The sequence below is a fragment of the Xanthomonas sp. NCPPB 901 genome (assembly GCF_056725085.1).
The window spans coordinates 638,170-660,678 of the sequence record NZ_CM161511.1 but is presented as its reverse complement, the minus strand read 5'-3'; the positions used below and the strand labels follow the sequence as shown (position 1 = coordinate 660,678).

Sequence of the window (22,509 nt, the reverse complement as noted above, 5' to 3'; positions counted from 1 at the left end):
TCAGAACTTCAGCGACAGGTCGAGGAACACGCCACGCCCGGCCAGGCCGAAATACAGCGGCTGGTTGTCGGAGGAGCGCGTGCCGGCGTAGCCGATCAGCGCATGCCGGTTCAGCAGGTTGTTGACGTCCATGCTGATCGAATAGCCCTTCAGGCCATAGGGCCCGTGCGTGCTGCGGTAGCCCAGCGCCGCGTCCAGGCTGGCGTAGCCGCCCAGGCGCTGGTCGTTGCCGAACACGGTGGCGCCGCTGGCGGTGGTGCGGTTGTCCACGCCGTACTGCGCGCCCACCACCTTCTCCATCAGCGAGCCGAAGTAGCCGGTGCCGCTGTTGTACAGCAGGCCCAGCGCCGCGGTCACCCGCGGCGTGCCGGCGACCTGGGTGCTGCTGTGCTTGTAGGTGGCCTCGTTGTAGCTGGCGTTGGCGTACAGGCTCAGCACCGGGGTCAGCGCATAGGTGGCCTCGGCCTCGGCGCCGCGGTACACCGCGCCGCCGCCGTTGACGTAGGCGCTCTCGGTGCCGCTGTCGGTATTGATCAGGGTCTGGCTGATGTAGTTGCTGAAGTCGATGTAGTAGACGTCGGCGCCGAAGGTCAGGCCGCGCGCGGCGTAGCTGGTGCCGAGCTGGTAGTTGCTGGTCAGCTCCGGGCGCAGGCCGCGCGCGCCGTTGAGTTCGATCACGTCGATCGGCGGCGCCAGGAAGCCGCGCGCGGCCTGCACGTAGCCGCTCCAGTGCTCGCTGAAGGCCTGGTGCAGGCTCAGCGACGGCAGCGTGGCGTCGTAGCTGGCGGTGCTGTGCGCCGGCGCCGGCGGCGTGCTCTTGTTGAGTTCGGCATCGAGCTGGCGCTGCACCCGCGCGTAGCGCAGGCCCGGGCTGAGGGTGAGGCTGTCGCTGAGCTTCCAGTCGTACTGCAGATACGGCTGCAGCGTGTCGGTGCGGTCATGCAGGGTGTAGTTGTACAGCGGCCCGTACTTGGTGCCGGTGGCCGCGCCGGTGCTCATGTCCACCGGCAACTGCTGGCGCTCGTCGAGGTTGCGCTCCACCCACACGCCGGTCTGCAGCTGGCCCGGGCCCAGGTCGCGCGCCAGCCGCAGCACGTCGCCGAAGGCGCGGAAGTCGTTGTCCGAGAGCTTGCCCGGCACGTCCTTGGCGGCCTTGGACAGCTTCTTGCCGGTCGCGCCGTAGAAGGTCACGCCGTTGTCGGCGGCGCTCTCGCTGGTCGGGTTGCTGGTCTTGGAGGCGGTGTGGTCGAAGCTGTTGTAGTAGACCTTGTTGTCCAGGTCCCAGTCGCCCAGGCGCGTGCTCAGGCCCAGGTAGGTGAAGCTGGAGTAGTAGGCGGCGGCGTTGTAGCCGGTGTAGTTCTGCAGGGTCGGATCGTTGCCAAGGCCATAGCGCCAGCCATGCTGCGCGATCTGCGCGCGGGTGGCGCCCTGCACGGTGTTCTGGTGCTCCTGGTTGTAGCTGCTGACGAAGGTCAGCGTGGTCGCCTCGCCCAGGTCGGTGACGGTCTTGAGGAAGGCGTGCTCGCGGCGGTCGTCGGTGCCCTTGAGGTAAGTGTCGCTGGCTTCCTTGGACAGGTCGGCGAACAGACGCGTGTTGCCGATGTGCTCGTCGGCGCTGACGCCGCCGGCCCAGGTGTTCCAGCTGCCGCCGGTGCCGTAGACGGTGACCCCGTCCACCTCGCTGGGATTGCGCGTGCGCAGCGCCAGGGTGCCGCCGAAGGTGGCGTTGCCGATGGTGGCGCCGCCGCCGGGGCCGCGGTCGATCTCGGCCTGGCCGAGCACGTGGTTGTTGAAGTAGGCCGACGTGGTGTGGTGCAGATCGCTGGCATCGCCGAACGGGATGCCGTCGAAGGTGATGTTGAACTGGCCGTCCTGGAAGCCGCGGATGCTGATGCCTTCGTTCTTGCCCAGGCCCGGGCCTTCCGGCGAGGTGGTGACCACGCTGGGGGCGTACTTGATGATGTCGTCGTAGTTGGAATTCAGACGCAGGCCGTCGCGGATGAAGCGCTCGTCGATCACCGAGGTCGGCTGGCTCGCTTCCAGCGGCGCGGCGCTGGGCGCCAGCGTGTCGACGCTGTTGGCGGTGACGTTGATCGGCGCCAGTTCGCGCGGGCCGTCGTGCTCGCCGTCGGCCTCGGCGCGGGCCGGGGCGGCACTGCGCGGGGCGCGGGGCGCGGCGGCCGGGGCGGCGGCGACGCGGCTGCGCACGATCGCGACCGAGCCCGGGGTCAGCATGCGGTAGTCCAGGCCGGTACCGGCGAGCAGGGCATGCAGTTGCTGCGGCGGTGCCAGCCCGGCTGGGGCGCCGCTGCTGCGCAGACCCTCGGCCAGTGCCGGGTCGTACATCAGTTGCAGGCCGCTGCTGCGCGCGAACTGCTCCAGCGCCTGCGCCAGCGGCATGGGCGCGATGGCCGACGCGGTGACGGCGGGCGCCGACCAGGCCGGCAGCGAGGACGCACTGCCGAGCAGCAGGGCGATGGAGACGACGAGAGGCTTGCGCATGACGATCACACCGGAGGGGAGGAAGGGCGGGCCTACGCGTGCTGCGCGACGGCCATGCTTCCTAGGAGTGCCCCGGTGCGCCGTGCGGCTACCGTCGATTGCGTGAATTTTTTCTTACAGCGGCGCCGCTGCGCGGCGGAGGGTCACCGCCTGCGCATCGCGCTGCACCTGCACGCCGGGCAGGCTGCCGACGTAGGCGACGAAGGCCTCCGGATCGCGCAGGTGGAACACGCCGCTGACCCGCCGCGCCGCCAGCGCCGGGTCGGCGATGCGCAGCGGCTGCGTGGTGTAGGCGTTGAACAGCCGCGCCACCTCGCCGAGGCTGCGATCGTGCACGCCGACCTGCGCCGGCAGCCAGGCGGTGGCGTCGGCGATGTCGGCATGATCGCGCAGCGCCAGCACGCGGCCCTGCGCATCCACCCGCGCCTGCTGGCCGCCGCCCAGATCGGCCAGCGTCGCCCCGTCCGACGGCAGGTCGCCGCGGCGCCACCATGCCGGCGTGTCGCGCGACACCTGCACCCGCCCCTGCAGCACGGTGACGCGCGCGCCGCCGGCCTGCGGGTCGACCCCGAACACGGTGCCGACGTCGCGCAGCACCAAGGTGCCGACGCTGACCCGCAGCGGCCGTGCCGGATCGTGACCGAGATCGAACACCGCCTTACCGCGCAGCAAGGCGATGTCGCGACGCTGCGCGCCGTAGCGCACCGCGATCGCGCCGCCGCGCTCCAGCTGCACCACGCTGCCGTCGTCCAGCGCGATGCTGCGCGGCGCGTCCGCCGGCGCTGCGTACACCGTCGCCGGCACCGGGTCCGGCGCGCTCAGGCGCAGCGCCACGCCGGCGGCGGCCAGCGCGAGCACGGCGGCCGCCGCCAGCGGCCAGCGCCTGCGTCGTGGCACGGTGCGCCGCGGATACGGCGCCGCTGCCGGTGGCTCCACGTCCGGCCGCAATGGCACCACCACCGCCCCGCTGCGCAAGGCGTGCGCGCGCAGCTGCGCACTGCTGGCCTGCTGCGCCTGCGCCGCGGACGGCAGGTCGCCGTGCATCCGCGCGATGTCGAGGTAGGCGGCCACGTGCGCGGGCGACTGCCGTAGCCAGGCCAGGAATTCGGCCTGCCGCGCCGGCGGCTGCGCGGTCTCGCGCTGCGCCAGGTACCAGTCCGCGGCGGCCTCGGCGACGCGCTGCGGATCATCACGCATAGCGCGCCATGCCCTGCCGGCACACCGCCAGGCCCTTGATGATGTATTTCTTGACCATGTGGCTGGAGATCTGCAGTTGCTCGGCGATCTCCTGGTAGCCCAGTTCGTCGCGGTAGCGCAGCGTCATCGCCGCGCGGCACTTCGGCGGCAGCCGCGCCATCAGTTCGGCCAGGCGCTGCCGGCGCTGCGCGCGGTGCACCTGCGCATCGGCCTCGCAGGGCACCGCCAGCCGGTCCAGCACGTCGTCCAGGCAGGTGTCGCGCTGACTGCTGCGCTGGTGCAGCAGCGCGTGCTCGCGCATCAGGTTGGCGGCAATGGTGAACAGGTAGGCTTCGGGATTGGCGATGTCCGGCGCGTGCGCCTCGCTGCGCTGCAGGCGCAACCACACTTCCTGCAGCAGGTCGTCGGTATCCCAGGCCGCGGCGCGGCGCTTGCGGAAATAGCGGCTCAGCGACGGCCGCCATTGCAGGAACAGCCGCGACAACGCCGGCAGGGGTTCGGAACGCACCAGCCACTCGCAGTGCCGGCGCCATCGGCGGCCAGCGGATTCGGAAAGGCTGCGATGCTGGGTGCGGCAGATGACAATCCAATGACGGGTAGTGCGGGCACAGATGCGCGGTTGCGCCCCAGCAAGCATGCAGTGCACGCCGCTGAAGGCCGGGTTCGCTCCATCGGCGCAGGCAACGCGGCCATTCACCGCGCCTGCGCCATCGCCATGGACGCGGCGGCGGCGCATCCCAGCGTTTCCCGTGCAGGACAGGATGTCCTCCGGACCGGCCTTCCGTTCCGTCGGCATCGCCCCATATCGTGAAGATTGCCGCATCCAACCTCGGGCGGCGTTCGCACGAAGGATCTCTCCATGACCGACCCCATCGTCCAGATCAAGCCGCTTGGCTTCCCTTGGGACACGATCGACCCGTTCCTGTTCTGCGTCTACCACGACGATGCCTACCCCGCCGGCAACGGCGCGATGGGGCCGGCGGCGTCCCTGCACGGCCGCGCCATCGGCCAGGACTTCAGCCGCAAGGACGGCTGGAGCATGTATCACGGCGAGGAGATTCCCGGCTTTCCCGGTCATCCGCACCGCGGCTTCGAGACCGTGACCATCGTGCGCAAGGGCCTGATCGACCATGCCGACTCGCTCGGTGCGGCGGCGCGCTTCGGCGCCGGCGACGTGCAATGGGTCACGGCCGGCGCGGGCATCGTCCATTCGGAGATGTTCCCGCTGCTGGACACGGCGGCGCCCAACCCGCTGGAACTGTTCCAGATCTGGCTCAACCTGCCGGCGCGCAACAAGCTGGCCGCGCCGCACTTCACCATGTTCTGGTCGGAAGACCTGCCGCGCTTCACTGCCACCGACGACGCCGGCCGCACCACCGAGGTGACCTGCGTGGCCGGCCGCATCGGCCCGGTCGACGCCGCCCCCGGCAGCGCCGGCGGCCCGCTCGCGCCGCCACCGGATTCGTGGGCCGCGCAGGACGATGCCGATGTGGCCATCTGGACGATCCGCATGGCACCCGGCGCACGCTGGACCCTGCCCGCCGCGCAAGGCCGCGGCACCCGCCGCAGCCTGTACTTCTTCAAGGGCGCAGCGGTGACGGTGGGCGGGCGCCCGGTGACCCGCCACGCGGCGATCGAGTTGCGCGCCGATCAGGCGGTCGAGTTGGTCAGTGGCGAAGGAGAGGCGAGCGAGTTCCTGGTGCTGCAAGGCCGACCGATCGCCGAACCGGTGGCCCAACACGGTCCGTTCGTGATGAACACCCAGGCCGAGATCGCCCAGGCCATGGCCGACTATCGCCGCACCCAGTTCGGCGGCTGGCCATGGCAGGACGAGGCGCCGGTGCACGGCAGCGACCCGACCCGCTTCGCGCGACATCCGGATGGGCGCGAGGAGCGGCCGGCGCCGCACGCGGTCGCCGCCAACGACTAGGGGCGCATCACCGATGCCCGAGGATGTCGCGTTGGGCCTGCGCGTGCCCCCATGGCCGCGTCATCGCCCGGGCGTGGACGGACGTCCACGTCCTCACGCTTCCTTGCCACAGGCGCACGCCATCGCGGCGCGGCATGCGCGGGGATGGATGGCACGCCCTAGCGGCTGTTTCTTTCCCCCCTCGGGAGCATGGTCCTCATGTTCGTTCGGGGGAGGTACCCCGCAGGGGCGGCTGAGGCTACTGCCGCAGCCTCGTGCGCCGCAAACGCTGCGAGTCGCTTCGCGCCGTCCCCTCACCCCAACCCCTCTCCCGACGGGAGAGGGGCTACGCGCTCAGTAGCGCGCCGAGGCCAGCGCCTGCGCGCGCTCCAGCTGCTCGGCGATGCGCTTGCGCGCCTGCTGCAGTTCCTGGCGGGTGGCGTCTTCCTTGGCCGCCGGTACCAGCTCTGCGTCGATCACCGACAGCGCGTCGGAGTACTGCCGCACCACCGCCGCCGCGTAAGCGTTCATGTAGGCGGAGTCGTCCTTCTCGTCGCCCAGCGCCTGCAACTGCGCGCGGCCCTTGGCCACCTGCGCGGCGATCTTCTCCGCATCGCCGGGGCCGCCCTTGCCGGCGGTGGCCGGATCGGCATCGTGGTGCACGGCGATGGTCTCGCGGGCGAAATCGGCGACGGTCTTGCTGACGTTGCGCGACAGCGCCTGCTTCGACAGCGCCACGACGTTGCCCTCCAGCACCTGCAGCATGGCCTTGGCCGAGGCGTCGCCGCCGATCGGCGCACGTCCGCTTTCGCCACCGACAGGCGCGGCGGTGGGCGTGGGCGAGGTGGCCGGTGCGGTCCGCGAGGCCTGATCGCCAGGCTTGCCACAACCGCTCAGCGCCACGGCGGTGAGCGCCGCAAGCAGGGACAGGCGGACGGGATGAAAGGGTGAGGTCATGGAACGCTCCTGGTTGGTCTGCGTTCCACCATGCCCAGCCGCCGCGCAAACCTGCGTGAATCGACGGCGGCGGGACAGGATTCGATCCAGGGTACCGAGGACGCGGGCGTGGCGATGCCCGCATCGCCGAAGCGCGACGCACCCGCGCGTGCGGATGTCATCGCACCCCATTGCGCTGCGTCCCCGGAGCCGGCCAGGTGCGACCGGCCCCGGGCGCGACTCAACCGCAGCAGTAGCAGGTCAGCGGCTGTCCGGGCCCGCCCGGGCCCAGCTCACCGCCGAACGGCGCGCACTCCTGCTGGCAGGCCCAGGCGCTGCAGGCCGCCTCCTTTTCGATGCCGTCGCCGGCGGTCGCCTGCACCGCGCCGAAGCCCATGCTGGCCAGGAACACGGCCGCGAGCATCCCGTTGCGTAACGCTGTCCAACGCTGTTTCATGGCTTACTCCTCGATGGTTGCCAAGGCCGGCGGCACCTCCGTGCTGCGCACTGCGGCCATCAGGTCCTGCATCCGCTCCGTGGTGTCGAAGACGCCGACGCGCGCATAGCGCACGCGTCCCTCGCGGTCCAGCGCCAGTAGCGTCGGCACGTTGCGCGCGCGGAACAGCATCAGCGCGCGGCGATCGGTCAGCGTGGTCACCGGAAAGGTGAAGCCGTGCTCGGCCGCGTAGCGCTGCGCCTGCGCGGGACTGCAGTGGCACACGCCCAGCACCTGCACGCCGGGCTGCTGCGCGGCCAGGCGCTGCGCCGCCTGCACCACGTGCGGCGCCGAGCGCTGGCAGTACGGGCAGGTGGTGGTGAAGAAGAACAGCACCTGGCGCTCGGCCGTCGGTTCGCCGAGCGTCAGTGGCGCACCGTCCAACGTGGTGGCGGCGATACGCGGCACGTACATGCCCAGATACGGCTCGGTGGTGCGGGTGACGAACCAGCGCCGCTCTTCGCGCAGGCCGCGGTTCTGCCAGGCCAGCACCAGCACCAGCGCGCAGGCGACCAGCAGCGCCAGCCAACTCCAGGGAAACCGCCGTGCCATGCCGTGCGCCCGAGTCACCGTGTTCCCTGCAGGCTGCGCAGCCTGGACACGGCGGTCAACGTTTTGCGCGCAGCTACAGCGAATGGGTGATCAAGCTGGGGAGCGAGTCACGTGCACCATGGATGCGCATTCCAGCGGTGCGCTGCACGCATCGCGGCGCAACGCGTGTGCAGCGTAGACATGCGCAGAATGCCGCCTCACGACGCGACAACGCCGCCTCACCCCACACTGCGCGCGGCCGCGATGCCGCTACATCGCAGGAAGTGAATCAGGCAGCGAAGCGTCGACGCACGCACGACTTGTTGCATCGGCATCGCATCGGCCTTCGCCCCGCCGCTTGGTCGGTCACATCGCTCAAGCTGCGTCCCGCTCACCGAATGCGCGCTGGCAGGCCTTGCGGTCGAACTGCAGGACGGCGCGCACGCGCTGCTCGGTGAGTGGGCGTACGACCCAACTCACGTCGTACACGCGGTCGTTGCACTCCACCGTTGGAATCGCCAGGAACCAGCGAGCGTCGGGACCACGGCAATACCAGAACGTTTCGCCCTGGGCCATGGCGGCGCTCTTGGGCATGAGCGTCCATCGCCGGCTTGCGCGCAGCAGCGATCGCACCTTCTTTACCACCTGCAGATCCGCACCACGCACGATGACGCCATCACTGCTCAAGACAAGTTCGCGAAACGATTCCGCCAGTCGGTTGTCGACACGGCGTCTGTTCTGCCAATAGACCCATGTCGACAGGAGCACGAACGCCGCCAGCGCCAGAAGGAAGAACGCATCAACCATCGCACGCTGCCATGTTGAAGAATTTCAGGATCCAATCGTGGCGATAAGTGCAGCCGCCGCGTGGCGCGCCAGCCCTGGCACGCACTGGCACCTACGCCAGCGCCGCACTGATCTGCGCCGCCGCATCGCACACCGCGCGCATCGCCGCCTGCGCGTCGATCGGTTGCGGGCGGCGTTCGATGAAGGGCACGGTCAGGGTGTAGCGGGCGATGCCGTGCTGCAGAATCGGCGCGGTCAGGTCGATCACGCCGACCACCGCCTCGCTGGGATGGATGCTGTAGCCCAACGCGCGTACCTGCTGCGCCGCGGCCAGGAAGCCGGCGCGGTCGTACGCCACCTCGCTGGCGTCCAGGCGCTGCAGCAACTGCGCCTGCGCGTCGGCCGGCTGGAACGCGAACAGCACCAGGCCGGAGGTGGAGTGCGCGAACGGGCGGCGGTGGCCGGGGCGCACCACCAGCCCCAGGTCGCTGGGCACGTCCATCTGCGCGATGACCACGATCTGGTCGTCCGACGGCGCCACCAGATGGCAGGGCTGGCGGATCGCGTCGGCCAGCGCGCGCATCACCGGCAGCGCCACTTCGGTGACGTTCTGCACCCGCGGTTGCTGCATGCCGAGCATGAACAGGCGGTTGGTCAGCGTATAGCCGCCCTCGCCTGGGGCCCGGGTCAGGTAGCCGCGCTCTTCCAGCACCTGCAGCATGCGGAAAATTTCGCCGCGCGAGCGGCCGATGCCCTGCGAAATCTCGCCCATGGTCATCGGCCGCCCGTCGCGCGCCAGCAGCTCCAGGATGTCCAGCCCCTTGTCCAGGGCGGGTGCGCGGTACTTGGGCAAAGGGGTGGTCATTCCGTCGAGGACCCGGCAGCAGGTGAAGAGGACTAGGGTACAGGGAGGCCGCACCGAACCGCATCGCGACAGCCTGCGATGCTTGGGTCGGCGCCCGCCACTTCATCCAAATATGAACTCAAATTTTATATTTGCATGGCACTCGCTGGCGCAGTACGCTCCGCCGACAATCCGAACGCGACGCGGCACACCTTGGGAGGGGTAGGCGGCAATGCACTACAGCAGCGAACGCGCCACGCCGGCGCCCGCCAGTCTCACCCGGACCGCGCTCGCGCCGCTGGTCCTGATCGTCAGCCTGTTCTTTCTCTGGGGCATGGCGAACAACCTCAACGACATCCTGATCAAGCAGTTCAAGAAGGCCTTCGCGCTGACCGACCTGCAGGCCGGGCTGGTGCAGAGCGCGTTCTACCTGGGCTACTTCGTGTTCGCGATTCCGGCGGCGATGTTCATGCGCCGCTACAGCTACAAGGCCGCGGTGGTGCTGGGCCTGTTGCTGTACGCGATCGGCGCGTTCCTGTTCTACCCCGCCGCACAGGTGCACACCTACTGGCTGTTCCTGCTGGCGCTGTTCGTCATCGCCAGCGGCCTGGCATTCCTGGAAACCACCGCCAACCCGCTGGTCACCGTGCTCGGCCCCGCCGAGGGCGCGGCGCGGCGGCTGAACCTGGCGCAGGCGTTCAATCCGCTGGGCTCGATCACCGGCATCCTGGTCGGCCAGCACTTCATCCTGTCCGGCGTGGAGCACACGCCGCAGGCGCTGGCGGCGATGGCGCCGGCCGCGCGCGAGGCCTTCTTCGCCACCGAATCGCTGGCGGTGCAGACGCCGTACCTGATCATCGGCGCGGTGGTGTTGCTGTGGGCGTTGCTGATCGGGCTGACCCGCTTCCCCACCACCCGCGCCGGTGGCGACAGCGCCGGCGCCGGCGGCTTCGGCCAGTTGCGGCGCAACCGCCGCTTCGTGTTCGCGGTGATCGCGCAGTTCTTCTACGTCGGCGCGCAGGTCGGCATCTGGAGTTACCTGATCCGCTACCTGCAGGACGGCGTGCCCGGCACGCCGGAGAAGACCGCCGCCGATTTCCTCACCGTCTCGCTGGTGCTGTTCATGGCCGGCCGCTTCATCGGCACTGCGCTGCTGCGTTTCCTGGCGCCGGCGCGGCTGCTGGGCGTGTTCGCCTTGCTCAACCTGCTGCTGTGCGCGGTGGCGGTGGCGCTGCCGGGCTGGATCGGCCTGTACGCGCTGGTCGCCAGCAGCCTGTTCATGTCGGTGATGTTCCCGACCATCTTCGCCCTGGGCCTGGACGGGCTGGACGACGACGCGCGCAAGCTGGGCGCCTCGCTGATCGTGATGGCGATCATCGGCGGCGCCGCACTGACCGCGGTGATGGGTGCGGTGTCCGACCATGCCGGCATTCACTGGGCGATCGTGGTGCCCGCCGTCGGCTTCGCGGTGATCCTCGGCTTCGCGCTGCACGCGTCGCGCCACGGCACGACGTCCCTCCCCTCTGCCCGCGGAGCCTGAGCCATGCCGCGCCATTGCTACCTGCTGGACCTGCACGACGACCCGGTGCTGATCGCCGAATACGAGCGCTGGCACCGTCCCGACACCGTTTGGCCGGAGATCGTCGCCTCGCTGCGCGCGGCCGGCATCCGCGAGCTGGACATCCACCGCTGCGGCGACCGCCTGGTGATGCTGATGGACGTGGACGAGGACTATTCGCCCGCGGCCAAGGCCGCCGCCGACGCGGCGGACCCACGCGTGCAGGCCTGGGAAGAGTTGATGTGGCGCTTCCAGAAGCCGCTGCCCGGTTCGGCGCCCGGCGAGAAATGGCGCAAGGCGCTGCAGATCTTTTCACTGCAGGCGGCGCTGGCCGCGCAGGAGCGCAAGGGCGCAGGCTGAGGTATTGCGTGCGCGTTTGCGTATGTTGGAATGCCGGTGCCGAGTGCGCGCGAGACCGGCTGGTTTGTCGCTTCGCTCGTCGCGGCTGAAGCCGCTCCTACGGTTCCAGAGCGTGCGGCACGTACGATTGCAGAAAGTACGGCAGGCGCGACGGATGCTCTGTGATTTTTGTGGGAGGGACTTCAGTCCCGACTGCTGCCGAAGCCGGTGCCTTCACAGGTTCATGCGTCGCGACTGAAGTCGCTCCCACAAGGAGCGATCCAGGATCGCTAGCGCCGCCGTTGCAGGAGCGGCTTCAGCCGCGACCGGTGCGCCGCAACCGGCATGCACCGCAACCGGTGCGCTTCCTTCGGCGGAAGCGCACCAATGCCGTTGGCGTCAGGCGCCCTGCACCGCCAGGTCCGCACTCCAGAACGGGCCATCCGGATACAGGAATTCGCTGACCGAGGTCGGATGCATCTCGGCCGAGAAGCCCGGCGCCGTCGGTGCCAGGTAGCGGCCGTGCGCGATCCGCACCGGATCGACGAAGTGCTGGTGCAGGTGGTCGACGAATTCGATCGCGCGGTCTTCCATCTTGCCGGTGATGGCGACGAAATCGGCCATCGCCAGGTGCTGCACCAGTTCGCACAGGCCCACGCCGCCGGCATGCGGGAACACGCGCACGCCGAACTTGGCCGCCAGCAGCAGGATCGCCAGGTTCTCGTTGACGCCGCCCACGCGCGCGGCATCGATCTGGATCAGGTCCACCGCGCCGGCCTGCAGCAACTGCTTGAACACCACCCGGTTCTGGGTGTGCTCGCCGGTGGACACCGGCACCGGCGCGATGCCGCGGCGGATCGCGGCGTGGCCGAGCACGTCGTCGGGGCTGGTCGGCTCCTCGATCCAGGCGATGTCGAACTCGGCCAGTTGGCGCATCCAGGCGATCGCCGGGGCCACGTCCCAGCGCTGGTTGGCGTCCACCGCCATGGCGATGTCCGGGCCGATCGCCGCGCGCGCCAGGCGACAGCGGCGGATGTCGTCCTCCACGTTGGCGCCGACCTTGAGCTTGATCGTGCGGAAGCCGTCGGCCACCGCTTCCTTGGCCAGGCGCACCAGTTTCTCGTCGGAATAGCCGAGCCAGCCCGGCGAGGTGGTGTAGGCCGGATAGCCCTGTGCGAGCAGGGTCTGGATGCGCTCGGCGCGCAGCGGTTCGGCGTCACGCAGCATGGCCAGCGCCTCGTCCGGGGTCAGCGCGTCGCTGAGGTAGCGGAAGTCGATCGCGGCCACCAGCTGTTCCGGCGACAGCTCGGCGATGAAACGCCACAGCGGCTTGCCGGCGCGGCGCGCGGCCATGTCCCAGGCGGCGTTGACCACCGCGCCGATGGCCATGTGCATCACGCCCTTCTCCGGCCCCAGCCAGCGCAGTTGCGAGTCGTCGGTGAGGCTGCGCGCGAAACCGCCCAGGTCGCCGATCACCGCGTCCACGTCGCGGCCCACCACATGGTGCGCCAGCGCCGCCACCGCCGCGCTCTGCACGTCGTTGCCGCGGCCGATGGTGAACGCCAGCCCGTAGCCGGCGAGGCCGTCGTCGGCGTCGGTGCGCAGGCGCAGATAGGCGGCCGAATAATCCGGATCCGGATTCATCGCATCGGAACCGTCCAGTTCGCGCGAGGTGGGGAAACGGACGTCGAAGGTCTCGAGCGCGACGATTTTGCTCATGGGGATCCTGGTCGGTGAAGCGGTAGGAAAGTCAAAAAAAAGCGGTGATACAGCCCCTCTCCCCCCGGGAGAGGGGTTGGGGTGAGGGTGCGGGAGTGCACGACGGCTGCCGACCCTGCAAAAACAAGAACGAAGCAAGAGCACGCGGGCGTTTCGCTCCTGCGCTGGCGAACGCCACCTCCGGGTGGATCGCGAGGTGGCTTCGCCCCGTACCCTCACCCCCACCCCTCTCCCGAGGGGAGAGGGGCTTTACGCCGCGTCGCGCGGATGCGCGACGACGGCCTGGCGTTGCTCGCCCAGCCCTTCGATGCCCAGCGCCATCGCGTCGCCCGGCTTCAGGTACACCGGCGGCTTCTGCCCCAGGCCCACGCCCGGCGGCGTGCCGGTGCTGATCACATCGCCCGGGAGCAGCGTCATGTAGCGGCTGATATGGCTGACCAGCTCGGCCACGCCGAACACCATCGTGCGGGTGCTGCCGTTCTGGTAGCGGTGGCCGTTGACCTCCAGCCACATCGACAGGTTCTGCGGATCCGGCACCTCGTCGGCGGTGACCAGCCACGGGCCGATCGGGCCGAAGCCGTCGCAGCTCTTGCCCTTCACCCACTGCCCGCCATGCTCGAGCTGGAACGCGCGCTCGGACAGGTCGTTGATCACCGCATAGCCGGCGACGTGCGACAGCGCCTCCTCCACCGACACGTCGCGCGCGGTATCGCCGATCACCACGCCCAGTTCCACTTCCCAGTCGGTCTTGAGCGAGCCGCGCGGGATCGTCACCGTGTCGTTGGGGCCGCTGATCGCGCTGGTGGCCTTCATGAACAGCACCGGCATCTCCGGCACCGCCATGCCCGATTCGGCGGCGTGGTCGGCGTAGTTCAGCCCGACGCAGATGAACTTGCCGACGCGGCCCACGGCAGCGCCGTAGCGCACCGCGCCGTCCACCCGCGGCAGCGTGGCCGGGTCGAGCGCGCGCAATTTGGCCAGGCCGGCGGCGGTGAGATGCTCGCCGGCGACGTCGTCGATCACCGCCGAGAGATCGCGCAGATGGCCCTCGGCATCGAGCATCGCCGGGCGTTCGTGGCCGGGTTCGCCGTAACGCAACAGTTTCATGGGGAAATCCTCTGTCGTAGTGGGAAGGCGCGGTCAGTTCGACCAGCCGCCGTCGATGATGTGGGTCTGGCCGGTGGTGAACGAGGATTCGTCGGAGGCCAGGTACACCACCAGCTGCGCGATCTCGCGCGGGTCGCCCAGGCGGCCCATCGGCTGGCGGTCGGTGAAGCTCTTCCATACCGCCTGCTCGTCGCCGCCCAGTGCCTTGACCCGCTCGCCCAGCGACGGCGTCTTGATCGTGCCGGGGCAGATCGCGTTGCAGCGGATGCCCTTGGCCACGTAGTCGGCAGCGATGGCCTTGCTCAGGCCGATCACCGCCGCCTTGGTCACGCCGTAGGCGAAGCGGTTCGGCACGCCCTTGATGCTGGACGCCACCGAGGACATGTTGACGATGCTGCCACGGCCCTGCGCGAGCATGCCCGGCAGCACCGCCTGGCACAGGTAGTACATCGCATCGACGTTGATCGCGAACGAGCGCTTCCAGGCCGCCGTATCGCAGTCGAGGATGCTGCCCTGGTGCACGTAGCCGGCGCAGTTGAACAGCACGTCGAAGGTCGGCTGCGCCGCCACCAGCGCCTGGATCGCGGCGGCGTCGGTGACGTCCAGCGTCTGCGTGACGATGCCATCGGCCTCGGCGGCCAGGGCCTGCAGCGCGGCGGCGTCGATGTCGGTGGCCAGTACCTGCGCGCCCTCGCGCGCGCAGGCCAGTGCGCTCTCGCGGCCGATGCCAGCGCCGGCGGCGGTGATCAGGCAGCGCTTGCCTTGCAGACGGCCGCTCATGCGCGGCTCCCGGAAGTGGACGCGAACGTGGTCATGGGGGGGGACTCCTGGTTGGGGGGGAAGGAATCGGATCGGACAGGCGATACACGCGCCGCGCATTGCCGGCGAACACCGCTTCGGCCGCGCCGGCGGCATGCTGCGCGACCCAGCCCTGCGCCAGCGCCATCCAGGCGGCGTAGTCGGCGCGCTGGGTCAGCACCGGCCAGTCGCTGCCCCACAGCAGCCGCTGCGCGCCGAAGCAGGCGAACAGCTGCGCCACGTAGGGCGCCAGCACGGCATCGTCGATGCCGGCCGCGGCCGGCAGTTCGGTGAGCAGGCCGGACAGCTTGCACACCACGTTGGGGTGCTGCGCCAGCTGTGCCACGCCATCGGCCCAGGCCTGGAAACCGGCACCGCCGATGGCCGGCTTGGCGGCGTGGTCCAGCACCACGCGCAGCTGCGGGTGGCGCTGCAAGCGCGCCAGCAACGCCGGCAGGTGCAGCGGGCGTACCAACGCGTCGAAGGCCAGGTCGTGCTGCAGCAGCGCGTCGAAGGCCGCATCCAGCTGCGGCCGCGCCAGCCACTGCGGATCGGCCAGATCCTGCACCATCGGCCGCAGGCCCTTGAGCAGGCCCGCGCCGTCGACGCACAGCGCGGCGATGCGCGCGGCGACGTCGGCGGCCGCGAAATCCACCCAGCCGACCACGCCGGCAATGCGCGGCTCGGTCCGCGCCAACTGCAGCAGGTAGCGCGTTTCCGCTTCGCTCTGCGCCGCCTGCACCGCCACCAACGCGGTCACGCCCTGCGCGTCCAGCGTCGCGGCCAGGTCCTCGGGCAGGTAATCACGGTACAGCACGCCCAGCGCCGGCGTCAGCCAGGCATAGTCGCCACGCGCCAGGCGCCAGAAATGCACATGGGCGTCGATCGTGTTCACGGCGTCGGCACCGGTGCGCGCAGCAGCCCGTCGTCGCGCAACTGGCGCCACAGCGCCGCGGGAATCGACGCGCGCAGGCGCGTGGCGGCGCTGGCCACTTCCGCCGGCGTACGCATGCCGGCGACCACCGCGCTCACCGCCGGATGGGCCAGCGGGAACTGCAGCGCCGCCGCGCCCACGTCCACGCCGTGCGCCGCGCAGGCCGCGAACAGGGCTTGCGCGTGCTGCAGCGTGGCCGGATCCACCGGCGCGTAGTTGTAGGTGTCGCCCGGCCCGCGCGCATCGCTGAGCAGGCCGGAGCTGTACGGCCCGGCGACCAGGATGCCGATCTGCCGCTGCAGCGCCTGCGCCATGATCCGCTGCGCAGCGTGCTGTTCGAGCAGGGTGTAGCGGCCGGCCAGCATCACGCAGTCGAGCGGGAACAGCGGCATCAGTTCCACCGCCACGCCCTCCTCGTTGACGCCGATACCGATCGCCCGGCATGCGCCCTGCGCCTTCAGCGCGGCCATCGTCGGCAAGGCCTCGTCCAGCGCCTGCCGCAGCAGCGCCGGATGGCGCTCGCCGTGGGTCAGGCGGCCGATATCGTGCAGCAGCAACACGTCGATGTGATCGGTGCCGAGCCGTTGCAGGCTGGACTCGAACGCGCGCAGCACGCCGTCGCGGCTGTAGTCGAACTCGGCGCGGCGCCCGGCGACGGCAAAGCCCTCGCGCCCTGGCGCCGCCGCGGCATCGTCGTAGACGCAGCGCCCGACCTTGGTCGAGAGCGTGTAGCTGGCGCGCGGCAGCCCGCGCAGGCCCTGCCCCAGGCGTTGCTCGCTCAGCCCATAGCCGTAGTACGGCGCGGTGTCGAAATGGCGGATGCCGGCGGCATGGGCGTCGGCCACTGCGGCCAGCGCCACCGCGTCGTCCACCTCGGCGTACAGATTGCCGATCGGCGCGGCGCCGAAGCCCAGCGCGGACAGGGACACACCGCTGGCACCCAGCGCACGTGAAGCGGTGGCGGCATCGGTGGCCGGGCTCAACGCCATGCGCGAATTCCCAGGATGGGCCGCACCGCAGGTCGCCCGCGGACGCGCGAGGGACGGTGGCGACTGGGATTGCACATGGCACGCCTCTGCCCGGGATCGGGCGCGATGGGTTATGGCCGCAGCATGCACGCCCAGGATGGCAACGGGCGCCGCGACTGTTCGCCTATGAATATAGCAATCACAAGTGAACAATCAACCTGCAGCGCAGCAATCGCCTGCTCGGCGTTCGGGCGGCAGCACCAGCGCCAACAGCGCGGCCGGCCGCTGCAGCAACGGCAGCGGCGTCTGCGGCTGCAGCGCGGCCGGCAAGGTATAGCCCCAGGCGACGCCAGCGAAGGCGATGCCGGCCTGGCGCGCGGCCTCGGCATCGCGGATCTCGTCGCCCACGCACAGCGCCCGCGCGGCAGGGATGCCGCAGGCGCGCAGGCTGGCGCGCAGCTTGCGCCGCTTGCCCAGCAGCGCCGCGCCGCAGCGCACGTCGCGGAACTGCGCGAGCAGCGCGGGGCCGAGCACGCGCTCGACGTTGGCGCGGCTGTTGGACGTGACCAGGGCCAAGTGCACGCCGGCCTGCGCCAGGTGCGCCAGCAGCTCGGCGACGCCATCGAACAGCGCAATGCGCTCGATCTGCGCGCTCATCAGCGCGCGCATGCGTTGCGCCACCGCCGGCACCCGCCACCAGCGCAGGCCGCTGCGCGCCATCAGCGCGCGTGCGCTTAGGCTGCGGATTTCGTCCAGCCGCTCGACGTCGAAGCGGCGAAAACCGAATTCGTCGGCCACGCCATTGATGGTGTCCAGGAACCAGGGGAACGAATCGGCCAGGGTGCCGTCGAAATCGAAGATGACCAGATCGTAGCGGTGCATGCGGCGCCAGCATGCCGGAGCGCCGGCATCCGCACCAGCGGCTTCCATCGGGCCGGTTCGGGCAGCGCGCGCAGGTTGTGCTCGATCATCTCCCGCGCCGCCAGCCCGGTGTTGCCGGCCGGATCGTTGCAAGCCGCGTGCGCGGATCGGAACGCCTTTCATCCGCCGTTGGCGTGCGCTTCACCCGCAACCACCGGCCCAACGCGCACGCTGGACCCTCATCGCACGGAGACGCCCATGCACATGCAATCCCCCAATCCCGGCCAGGATCCGCAGCAGCCACCGAACGAGGTGCCGGGCCAGGTGCCGAACCCGGGCGTGGATCCGACCCCGGACCGCCCGATCGACCCGATCCCCGACCAGCCGACCGATCCGACCATCCCGCCGATCCAGGACCCGGTCGGCGGCGTCGACGCCCCGGTGCCGGGGCCGCGCGGACCGACGCAGTACGTCTGAATCCTTCGCCGTTGCCGGGAGTGCGCGCAGGCTCGGCCGCAGCGGCGTTGGAACGACGGCGAGCGGCCTTTCGCGAAAGCGCCCGGCGCGGCCGAAGCCGCTCGCACAGGGAAGGGGCGGGACACCCTTGTGGGAAAGGCGCCCTTGTGGGAGGGACTTCAGTCCCGACGACGGAAGGCATCCGTCGGCTTTCGGTTTCGCTTGTCGCGGCTGCTTCACCGTTGACGCCCACCAGGTTCGGTGCGGCGACTGCCGCCTTCGGCAGTCGCAGCGACGAACAACGCCTCGGCCGGCAGATGCAAAGGAGCAGACGCAGCCCCCGACTGCACAGCGCGATCGCCTCAGCGAATCCGGAACCCCATCGTCGCCTCCACCGCCTGCTGCCAGCCGGCGTACAGCGATTCGCGACGCTCTGCCGGCATGTCCGGCTCGAAGCGGCGGTCCACCGCCCATTGCTGGGCGATCTCGGCGCGATTCTTCCAGAACCCGGTGGCCAGGCCAGCCAGATAGGCCGCCCCCAGTGCGGTGGTCTCGGCCACCTCCGGGCGCAGCACCGGCACGTCCAGGATGTCGCTCTGGAACTGCGCCATGAAGTCGTTGGCGATGGCACCGCCGTCGGCGCGCAGTTCCTTCAGTTCGATGCCCGAATCGACCTGCATCGCGGTCAGCACGTCGCGCGTCTGGTATGCCATCGACTCGATCGCGGCGCGGATGAAGTGTTCCTTGGTGGTGCCGCGGGTCAGGCCGAACACCGCGCCGCGGATGTCGCTGCGCCAGTACGGTGCGCCCAGGCCGACGAAGGCCGGCACGAAGTACACGCCGTCGTTGTCGCCGGCGCGCTCGGCATAGGCCTGCGAGTCGCTGGCCTTGCCGAGCATGCGCAGCCCGTCGCGCAGCCATTGCACCACCGAGCCGGCGACGAAGATCGCGCCTTCCAGCGCGTACTCGACCTTGCCGTCCACGCCCCAGGCGATGGTGGTGAGCAGGCCGTTCTTCGAGGCCACCGCCTTCTCGCCGGTGTTCATCAGCATGAAACAGCCGGTGCCGTAGGTGTTCTTGGCCATGCCCGGTTCGAAGCAGGCCTGGCCGAACAGCGCCGCCTGCTGGTCGCCGGCGATGCCGGCGATCGGCACGGCGTGGCCGTAGAAATACTGGCCCTGGGTGTTGCCGTAGATCTCGCTGGACGAGCGCACCTCCGGCAGCATCGAGGCGGGGATGTCCAGCAGCTGCAGCAACTCCTCGTCCCAGCGCAGTTCATGGATGTTGTAGAGCAGCGTGCGCGAGGCATTGGTGTAGTCGGTGACGTGGACCTTGCCGCCGGTGAGGTTCCAGATCAGCCAGCTGTCGATGGTGCCGAAGGCCAGTTCGCCGCGCTGTGCGCGTTCGCGCGCCCCCTCGACGTGGTCGAGGATCCATTTCACCTTGGTGCCGGAGAAGTACGCATCGATCAGCAGGCCGGTCTTGGCCCGCACCAGGTCCTCGTGGCCGTCGGCCTTGAGCTGGTCGCAGATGTCCTTGGTCTGCCGCGACTGCCAGACGATGGCGTTGTAGATCGGCTGGCCGGTGGCGCGGTCCCACACCACCGCGGTCTCGCGCTGGTTGGTGATGCCGATGCCGGCGATCGCGCTGGCGTCCACCTGGTGGTTGTTGAGCAGCTCGGTGATCGTGGTGTAGACGCTGGTCATGATCTCGCGCGGGTTGTGCTCGACCCAGCCCGGCTGCGGGAAGATCTGCGAGAACTCGCGCTGGGCCATGCCGACGATGCGGCCCTGGCGGTCGAACAGGATCGCGCGCGAACTGGTGGTGCCCTGGTCGATCGCCAGGATGAACTGCTTTTCCATCGAAGACTCCTGCGGGATGCACGCCGCGCGCGACCGCGCGGCGCCAACGGGGAATGGGAACGCGCGCACGCCGCGCGCGGGGACGCGCAGGCGGCCGGCGCTAGGCGCGGCGCGCGGCGGCCTGCTCTTCCTCCAGCGCCTTCACCCGCGCCGGCAGGAACGGATAGATCAGCCACTGGTAGGCGGCGCCGCCGATCACGCCGCCGATCAGCGGGCCGACGATCGGGATCCACCAGTAGTGGTCGGCCGACGGCAGCGCCGAGGGCCCCCAGCCGGCGACGTAGGCGAACAGGCGCGGGCCGAAATCGCGGGCGGGATTGATCGCCCAGGCTTCCAGGTAGCCCATCGACGCGCCGATGGTCGCCACCAGCAGGCCGATGATCAGCGCACCGGAATTGGCGGTGGGCGCGGCCTCGTTGTAGCGCTCGGTGATGGCGAAGATGCCGAAGATCAGGAACGCGGTCAGGATCACCTGGTCGCGCAACGCGTGCATCGGGGTGATCGCCAGGCCCGGCGCGGTGAAGAACACCCCGGCCGCGCCGCCGCCGGCGCGGGTCAGCTGCTGGGCCTGGTTGTAGTGGTCGATCACCGGCGCGAACAGCAGGTAGACGATCCAGGCGCCGAGGAACGCGCCGATCACCTGGGCGACCCAGTACGGCAGCACCTTGGGCCAGGGAAAGCCGCGGTACAGCGCCAGCGCCAGGGTCACCGCCGGGTTGGCATGGGTACCGGACACCGAGCCGGTGACGTAGATGGCGATGGTCACCGCCAGGCCCCAGGCGATGCACACGCCCCAATAGGCGTGCTGGTAGGGGCTGGGGTCGTAGAGCACGTACATGCACGCCACCGAGCAGCCGAAGGCGATGATGATCAGCATCGCGATCGCCTCGGAAATCAGTTCGCCCACCAGTTGCCGGCTCATGCCCGTGCCTCCCGGCCCGCCGTCGTTGCCGCTGTCGATCCACCCATGCCTGCCACCCTCCACGGTTGCGTCCAGGTTGTTCCTGCGCCGCGGCGAGGGCCGGGCGCAGCGCGATTGTGCACGCGCCGCCGCCGCCCGAACCGGGCCGGCGGCAGCGTTTTGCTCATGCAGGTGCCGCGGCCAGGGTGGCCGGCGCCTGCTGCAGGTAGGCGACCAGGCGCTCGCGGCCGGCGGCGTCCACGCGCAGGCCGAGCTTGCTGCGGCGCCACAGCAGGTCGTCGGCCTCCACCACCCACTCGTGCTGGCGCAGGTAGTCGACCTCGGCCTGGTACAGGTCGGCGCCGAAGTGCTGGCCCAGGTCCTGCAGCGCGGCCGCATCGCCCAGCAGCGTCTGCGCGCGGGTGCCGTAGTTGCGCGCCAGCCGCTGCGCGGTGGCCTCGGCCAGCCACGGCCGCGTCGCGCGCAGTTCGCGCGCCAGCGCGGCGATGTCGCTGCGCTCGCCGCCGGGCAGCGGTGCGCCATGCGCGGTCCATGCCGGCGCCTTGCGCCCGGCATGCGCGGTCAGCCGGTTCACGGCCTCCTCGGCCAGCTTGCGGTAGGTGGTGAGCTTGCCGCCGAACACGTTGAGCAGGGCGGCGCCGTCGCGCGCATCCAGCTCCAGCAGATAGTCGCGGGTGACCTCGGCGGCGTTGTCCTCCTCGTCGTCGAGCAGCGGGCGCACGCCGCTGTAGCTCCACACCACGTCGTCCGGCGCGATCTGCTTGCGGAAGTAGCGGTTGGCCGCCTCGCACAGATAGCGCGTCTCCTCGCCGTCGATGCGCGGCGCGGCCGGGTCGGCGCGGTAGTCGACGTCGGTGGTGCCGATCAGGGTGTAGTCCTGCTCGTAGGGAATGGCGAAGACGATGCGCCGGTCCGGCTGCTGGAAGATGTAGGCGTGGTCGTGCTCGAACAGCCGCGGCACCACGATGTGGCTGCCCTTGACCAGGCGCAGCGCGTGGTCGTGGCCGACGTGCGCCACCTCGTCCAGGAACTGCACCGCCCACGGCCCGGCGGCATTGACCAGCGACCGCGCGCGCAGTTCCTCGCGGCGGCCGTCGGCGTGCTGCAGCTGCACCTGCCACAGGCCATCGACGCGGCGCGCGCCGACGCAGCGGGTGCGGGTGAGGATGCGCGCACCGCGCTGCGCGGCGTCCATCGCGTTGAGCACCACCAGCCGCGCGTCCTGCACCCAGGCATCGGAATAGACGAAGCCGGTGCGGAACTCCTCGCGCAGCGGCGCGCCCACCGGATGCGTGCGCAGCGCCAGGCGCCGCGACCCCGGCAGGGTGCGGCGGCCGCGGCCGAGGTGGTCGTACAGGAACAGGCCGGTGCGGATCATCCACGCCGGGCGCAGGTGCGGCTGGTGCGGCAGCAGGAAGCGCAGCGGCCAGATGATGTGCGGGGCCAGCCGCAGCAACACCTCGCGCTCGGCCAGCGCCTTGCCGACCAGGGCGAATTCGTACTGCTCCAGGTAGCGCAGGCCGCCGTGGATCAGCTTGGTGCTGGCACTGGAGGTATGCGCGGCCAGGTCGTCGCGCTCGCACAGGCACACCGACAGGCCGCGGCCCACCGCGTCGCGGGCGATGCCCACGCCGTTGATGCCGCCACCGACCACCAGCACATCGTAGGTCTCACGCATAGCCGACTCCGGAAGTGTCGTGTCCCGGACCCGGCAACCGGCCGGGCCCAGGACTGGGGACGAAAAGATCGTAAACGAACATTTCCGAACATAGCACGCTGCACTG

General features: G+C 70.3%; 21 protein-coding genes. 4 read left to right on the top strand and 17 right to left on the bottom strand.

The window, feature by feature from the left end; genetic code table 11:
- From AC1PME_RS02815 to AC1PME_RS02805, 3 genes are all read right to left on the bottom strand, one after another.
- A complete protein-coding gene (locus tag AC1PME_RS02815; protein WP_481097229.1) occupies nucleotides 1–2,502 on the bottom strand; it encodes a TonB-dependent receptor in 2,502 nt (833 codons plus the stop codon).
- 114 nt (nucleotides 2,503–2,616) lie between these two features.
- The gene (locus tag AC1PME_RS02810; RefSeq protein ID WP_481097228.1) at nucleotides 2,617–3,699 is read right to left on the bottom strand and encodes a FecR family protein; all 1,083 of its coding nucleotides are present in this window, start codon (nucleotides 3,697–3,699) and stop codon (nucleotides 2,617–2,619) included.
- Nucleotides 3,692–4,207, bottom strand: a complete 516-nt coding sequence (locus tag AC1PME_RS02805) for an RNA polymerase sigma factor (protein WP_481097227.1) — start codon at nucleotides 4,205–4,207, stop codon at nucleotides 3,692–3,694. Before AC1PME_RS02805 ends, AC1PME_RS02810 begins: the two co-directional genes overlap by 8 nt.
- 351 nt (nucleotides 4,208–4,558) lie before the next feature.
- On the opposite strand from AC1PME_RS02805, the gene AC1PME_RS02800 reads away from it, so the two are divergent.
- Nucleotides 4,559–5,629: a pirin family protein gene (locus AC1PME_RS02800; RefSeq protein WP_481097226.1), complete on the top strand. Its 1,071-nt coding sequence runs from the start codon at nucleotides 4,559–4,561 to the stop codon at nucleotides 5,627–5,629.
- A gap of 333 nt (nucleotides 5,630–5,962) precedes the next feature.
- Here AC1PME_RS02800 and AC1PME_RS02795 read toward each other — a convergent pair whose 3' ends face one another.
- From AC1PME_RS02795 to AC1PME_RS02775, 5 genes are all read right to left on the bottom strand, one after another.
- A complete protein-coding gene (locus AC1PME_RS02795) occupies nucleotides 5,963–6,565 on the bottom strand; it encodes a DUF4142 domain-containing protein (protein WP_254460176.1) in 603 nt (200 codons plus the stop codon).
- A 220-nt stretch (nucleotides 6,566–6,785) separates the two neighbouring features.
- A complete protein-coding gene (locus tag AC1PME_RS02790; RefSeq protein ID WP_254460175.1) occupies nucleotides 6,786–7,001 on the bottom strand; it encodes a hypothetical protein in 216 nt (71 codons plus the stop codon).
- Nucleotides 7,002–7,004: 3 nt separating this feature from the next.
- Nucleotides 7,005–7,565 carry a peroxiredoxin family protein gene (locus AC1PME_RS02785; protein ID WP_481098057.1) on the bottom strand — a complete coding sequence of 187 codons (561 nt, stop codon included), beginning with the start codon at nucleotides 7,563–7,565 and terminating at the stop codon, nucleotides 7,005–7,007.
- A 381-nt stretch (nucleotides 7,566–7,946) separates the two neighbouring features.
- The gene (locus tag AC1PME_RS02780; protein WP_481097225.1) at nucleotides 7,947–8,378 is read right to left on the bottom strand and encodes a hypothetical protein; all 432 of its coding nucleotides are present in this window, start codon (nucleotides 8,376–8,378) and stop codon (nucleotides 7,947–7,949) included.
- Nucleotides 8,379–8,469: 91 nt separating this feature from the next.
- On the bottom strand, nucleotides 8,470–9,222 hold the full coding sequence (locus tag AC1PME_RS02775; protein ID WP_254460171.1) for an IclR family transcriptional regulator: 753 nt from the start codon (nucleotides 9,220–9,222) through the stop codon (nucleotides 8,470–8,472).
- Between the two features lie 211 nt (nucleotides 9,223–9,433).
- On the opposite strand from AC1PME_RS02775, the gene fucP reads away from it, so the two are divergent.
- Nucleotides 9,434–10,741, top strand: coding sequence for an L-fucose:H+ symporter permease (fucP, locus tag AC1PME_RS02770; RefSeq protein ID WP_481097224.1), 1,308 nt, complete (start codon nucleotides 9,434–9,436; stop codon nucleotides 10,739–10,741).
- 3 nt (nucleotides 10,742–10,744) lie between these two features.
- Nucleotides 10,745–11,119 carry an L-rhamnose mutarotase gene (locus tag AC1PME_RS02765; protein WP_481097223.1) on the top strand — a complete coding sequence of 125 codons (375 nt, stop codon included), beginning with the start codon at nucleotides 10,745–10,747 and terminating at the stop codon, nucleotides 11,117–11,119.
- 378 nt (nucleotides 11,120–11,497) lie between these two features.
- Here AC1PME_RS02765 and AC1PME_RS02760 read toward each other — a convergent pair whose 3' ends face one another.
- The 6 genes from AC1PME_RS02760 to AC1PME_RS02735 all read right to left on the bottom strand — a co-directional run bounded on the left by AC1PME_RS02760 (nucleotide 11,498) and on the right by AC1PME_RS02735 (nucleotide 17,506).
- Nucleotides 11,498–12,817 carry an L-fuconate dehydratase gene (locus AC1PME_RS02760; protein ID WP_481097222.1) on the bottom strand — a complete coding sequence of 440 codons (1,320 nt, stop codon included), beginning with the start codon at nucleotides 12,815–12,817 and terminating at the stop codon, nucleotides 11,498–11,500.
- A 249-nt stretch (nucleotides 12,818–13,066) separates the two neighbouring features.
- Nucleotides 13,067–13,924 carry a fumarylacetoacetate hydrolase family protein gene (locus AC1PME_RS02755; protein ID WP_307548279.1) on the bottom strand — a complete coding sequence of 286 codons (858 nt, stop codon included), beginning with the start codon at nucleotides 13,922–13,924 and terminating at the stop codon, nucleotides 13,067–13,069.
- Between the two features lie 33 nt (nucleotides 13,925–13,957).
- Entirely contained in the window at nucleotides 13,958–14,704 is a 747-nt protein-coding gene (locus AC1PME_RS02750; protein ID WP_254461329.1) for an SDR family oxidoreductase, read from the bottom strand.
- Nucleotides 14,705–14,735: 31 nt separating this feature from the next.
- A complete protein-coding gene (locus tag AC1PME_RS02745) occupies nucleotides 14,736–15,617 on the bottom strand; it encodes an amidohydrolase family protein (RefSeq protein WP_481097221.1) in 882 nt (293 codons plus the stop codon).
- Nucleotides 15,614–16,645, bottom strand: a complete 1,032-nt coding sequence (locus AC1PME_RS02740) for an aldo/keto reductase (RefSeq protein ID WP_481097220.1) — start codon at nucleotides 16,643–16,645, stop codon at nucleotides 15,614–15,616. The genes AC1PME_RS02745 and AC1PME_RS02740 overlap by 4 nt, the downstream gene beginning before the upstream one ends.
- A gap of 192 nt (nucleotides 16,646–16,837) precedes the next feature.
- Nucleotides 16,838–17,506, bottom strand: a complete 669-nt coding sequence (locus tag AC1PME_RS02735) for an HAD hydrolase-like protein (protein WP_481097219.1) — start codon at nucleotides 17,504–17,506, stop codon at nucleotides 16,838–16,840.
- 237 nt (nucleotides 17,507–17,743) lie between these two features.
- Here AC1PME_RS02735 and AC1PME_RS02730 point away from each other — a divergent pair, with 237 nt between their 5' ends.
- On the top strand, nucleotides 17,744–17,962 hold the full coding sequence (locus AC1PME_RS02730; RefSeq protein ID WP_242161229.1) for a hypothetical protein: 219 nt from the start codon (nucleotides 17,744–17,746) through the stop codon (nucleotides 17,960–17,962).
- Between the two features lie 341 nt (nucleotides 17,963–18,303).
- Here the strand turns inward: AC1PME_RS02730 and glpK are convergent, their stop codons facing one another.
- The 3 genes from glpK to glpD all read right to left on the bottom strand — a co-directional run bounded on the left by glpK (nucleotide 18,304) and on the right by glpD (nucleotide 22,403).
- Nucleotides 18,304–19,803: a glycerol kinase GlpK gene (gene glpK, locus AC1PME_RS02725; protein WP_481097218.1), complete on the bottom strand. Its 1,500-nt coding sequence runs from the start codon at nucleotides 19,801–19,803 to the stop codon at nucleotides 18,304–18,306.
- Nucleotides 19,804–19,903: 100 nt separating this feature from the next.
- Nucleotides 19,904–20,725 (bottom strand): MIP/aquaporin family protein, encoded by an 822-nt coding sequence (locus AC1PME_RS02720; protein ID WP_254460163.1) that lies wholly within the window; start codon nucleotides 20,723–20,725, stop codon nucleotides 19,904–19,906.
- Between the two features lie 163 nt (nucleotides 20,726–20,888).
- Nucleotides 20,889–22,403, bottom strand: coding sequence for a glycerol-3-phosphate dehydrogenase (glpD, locus tag AC1PME_RS02715; RefSeq protein ID WP_481097217.1), 1,515 nt, complete (start codon nucleotides 22,401–22,403; stop codon nucleotides 20,889–20,891).
- Between the last annotated feature and the right edge of the window lie 106 nt (nucleotides 22,404–22,509).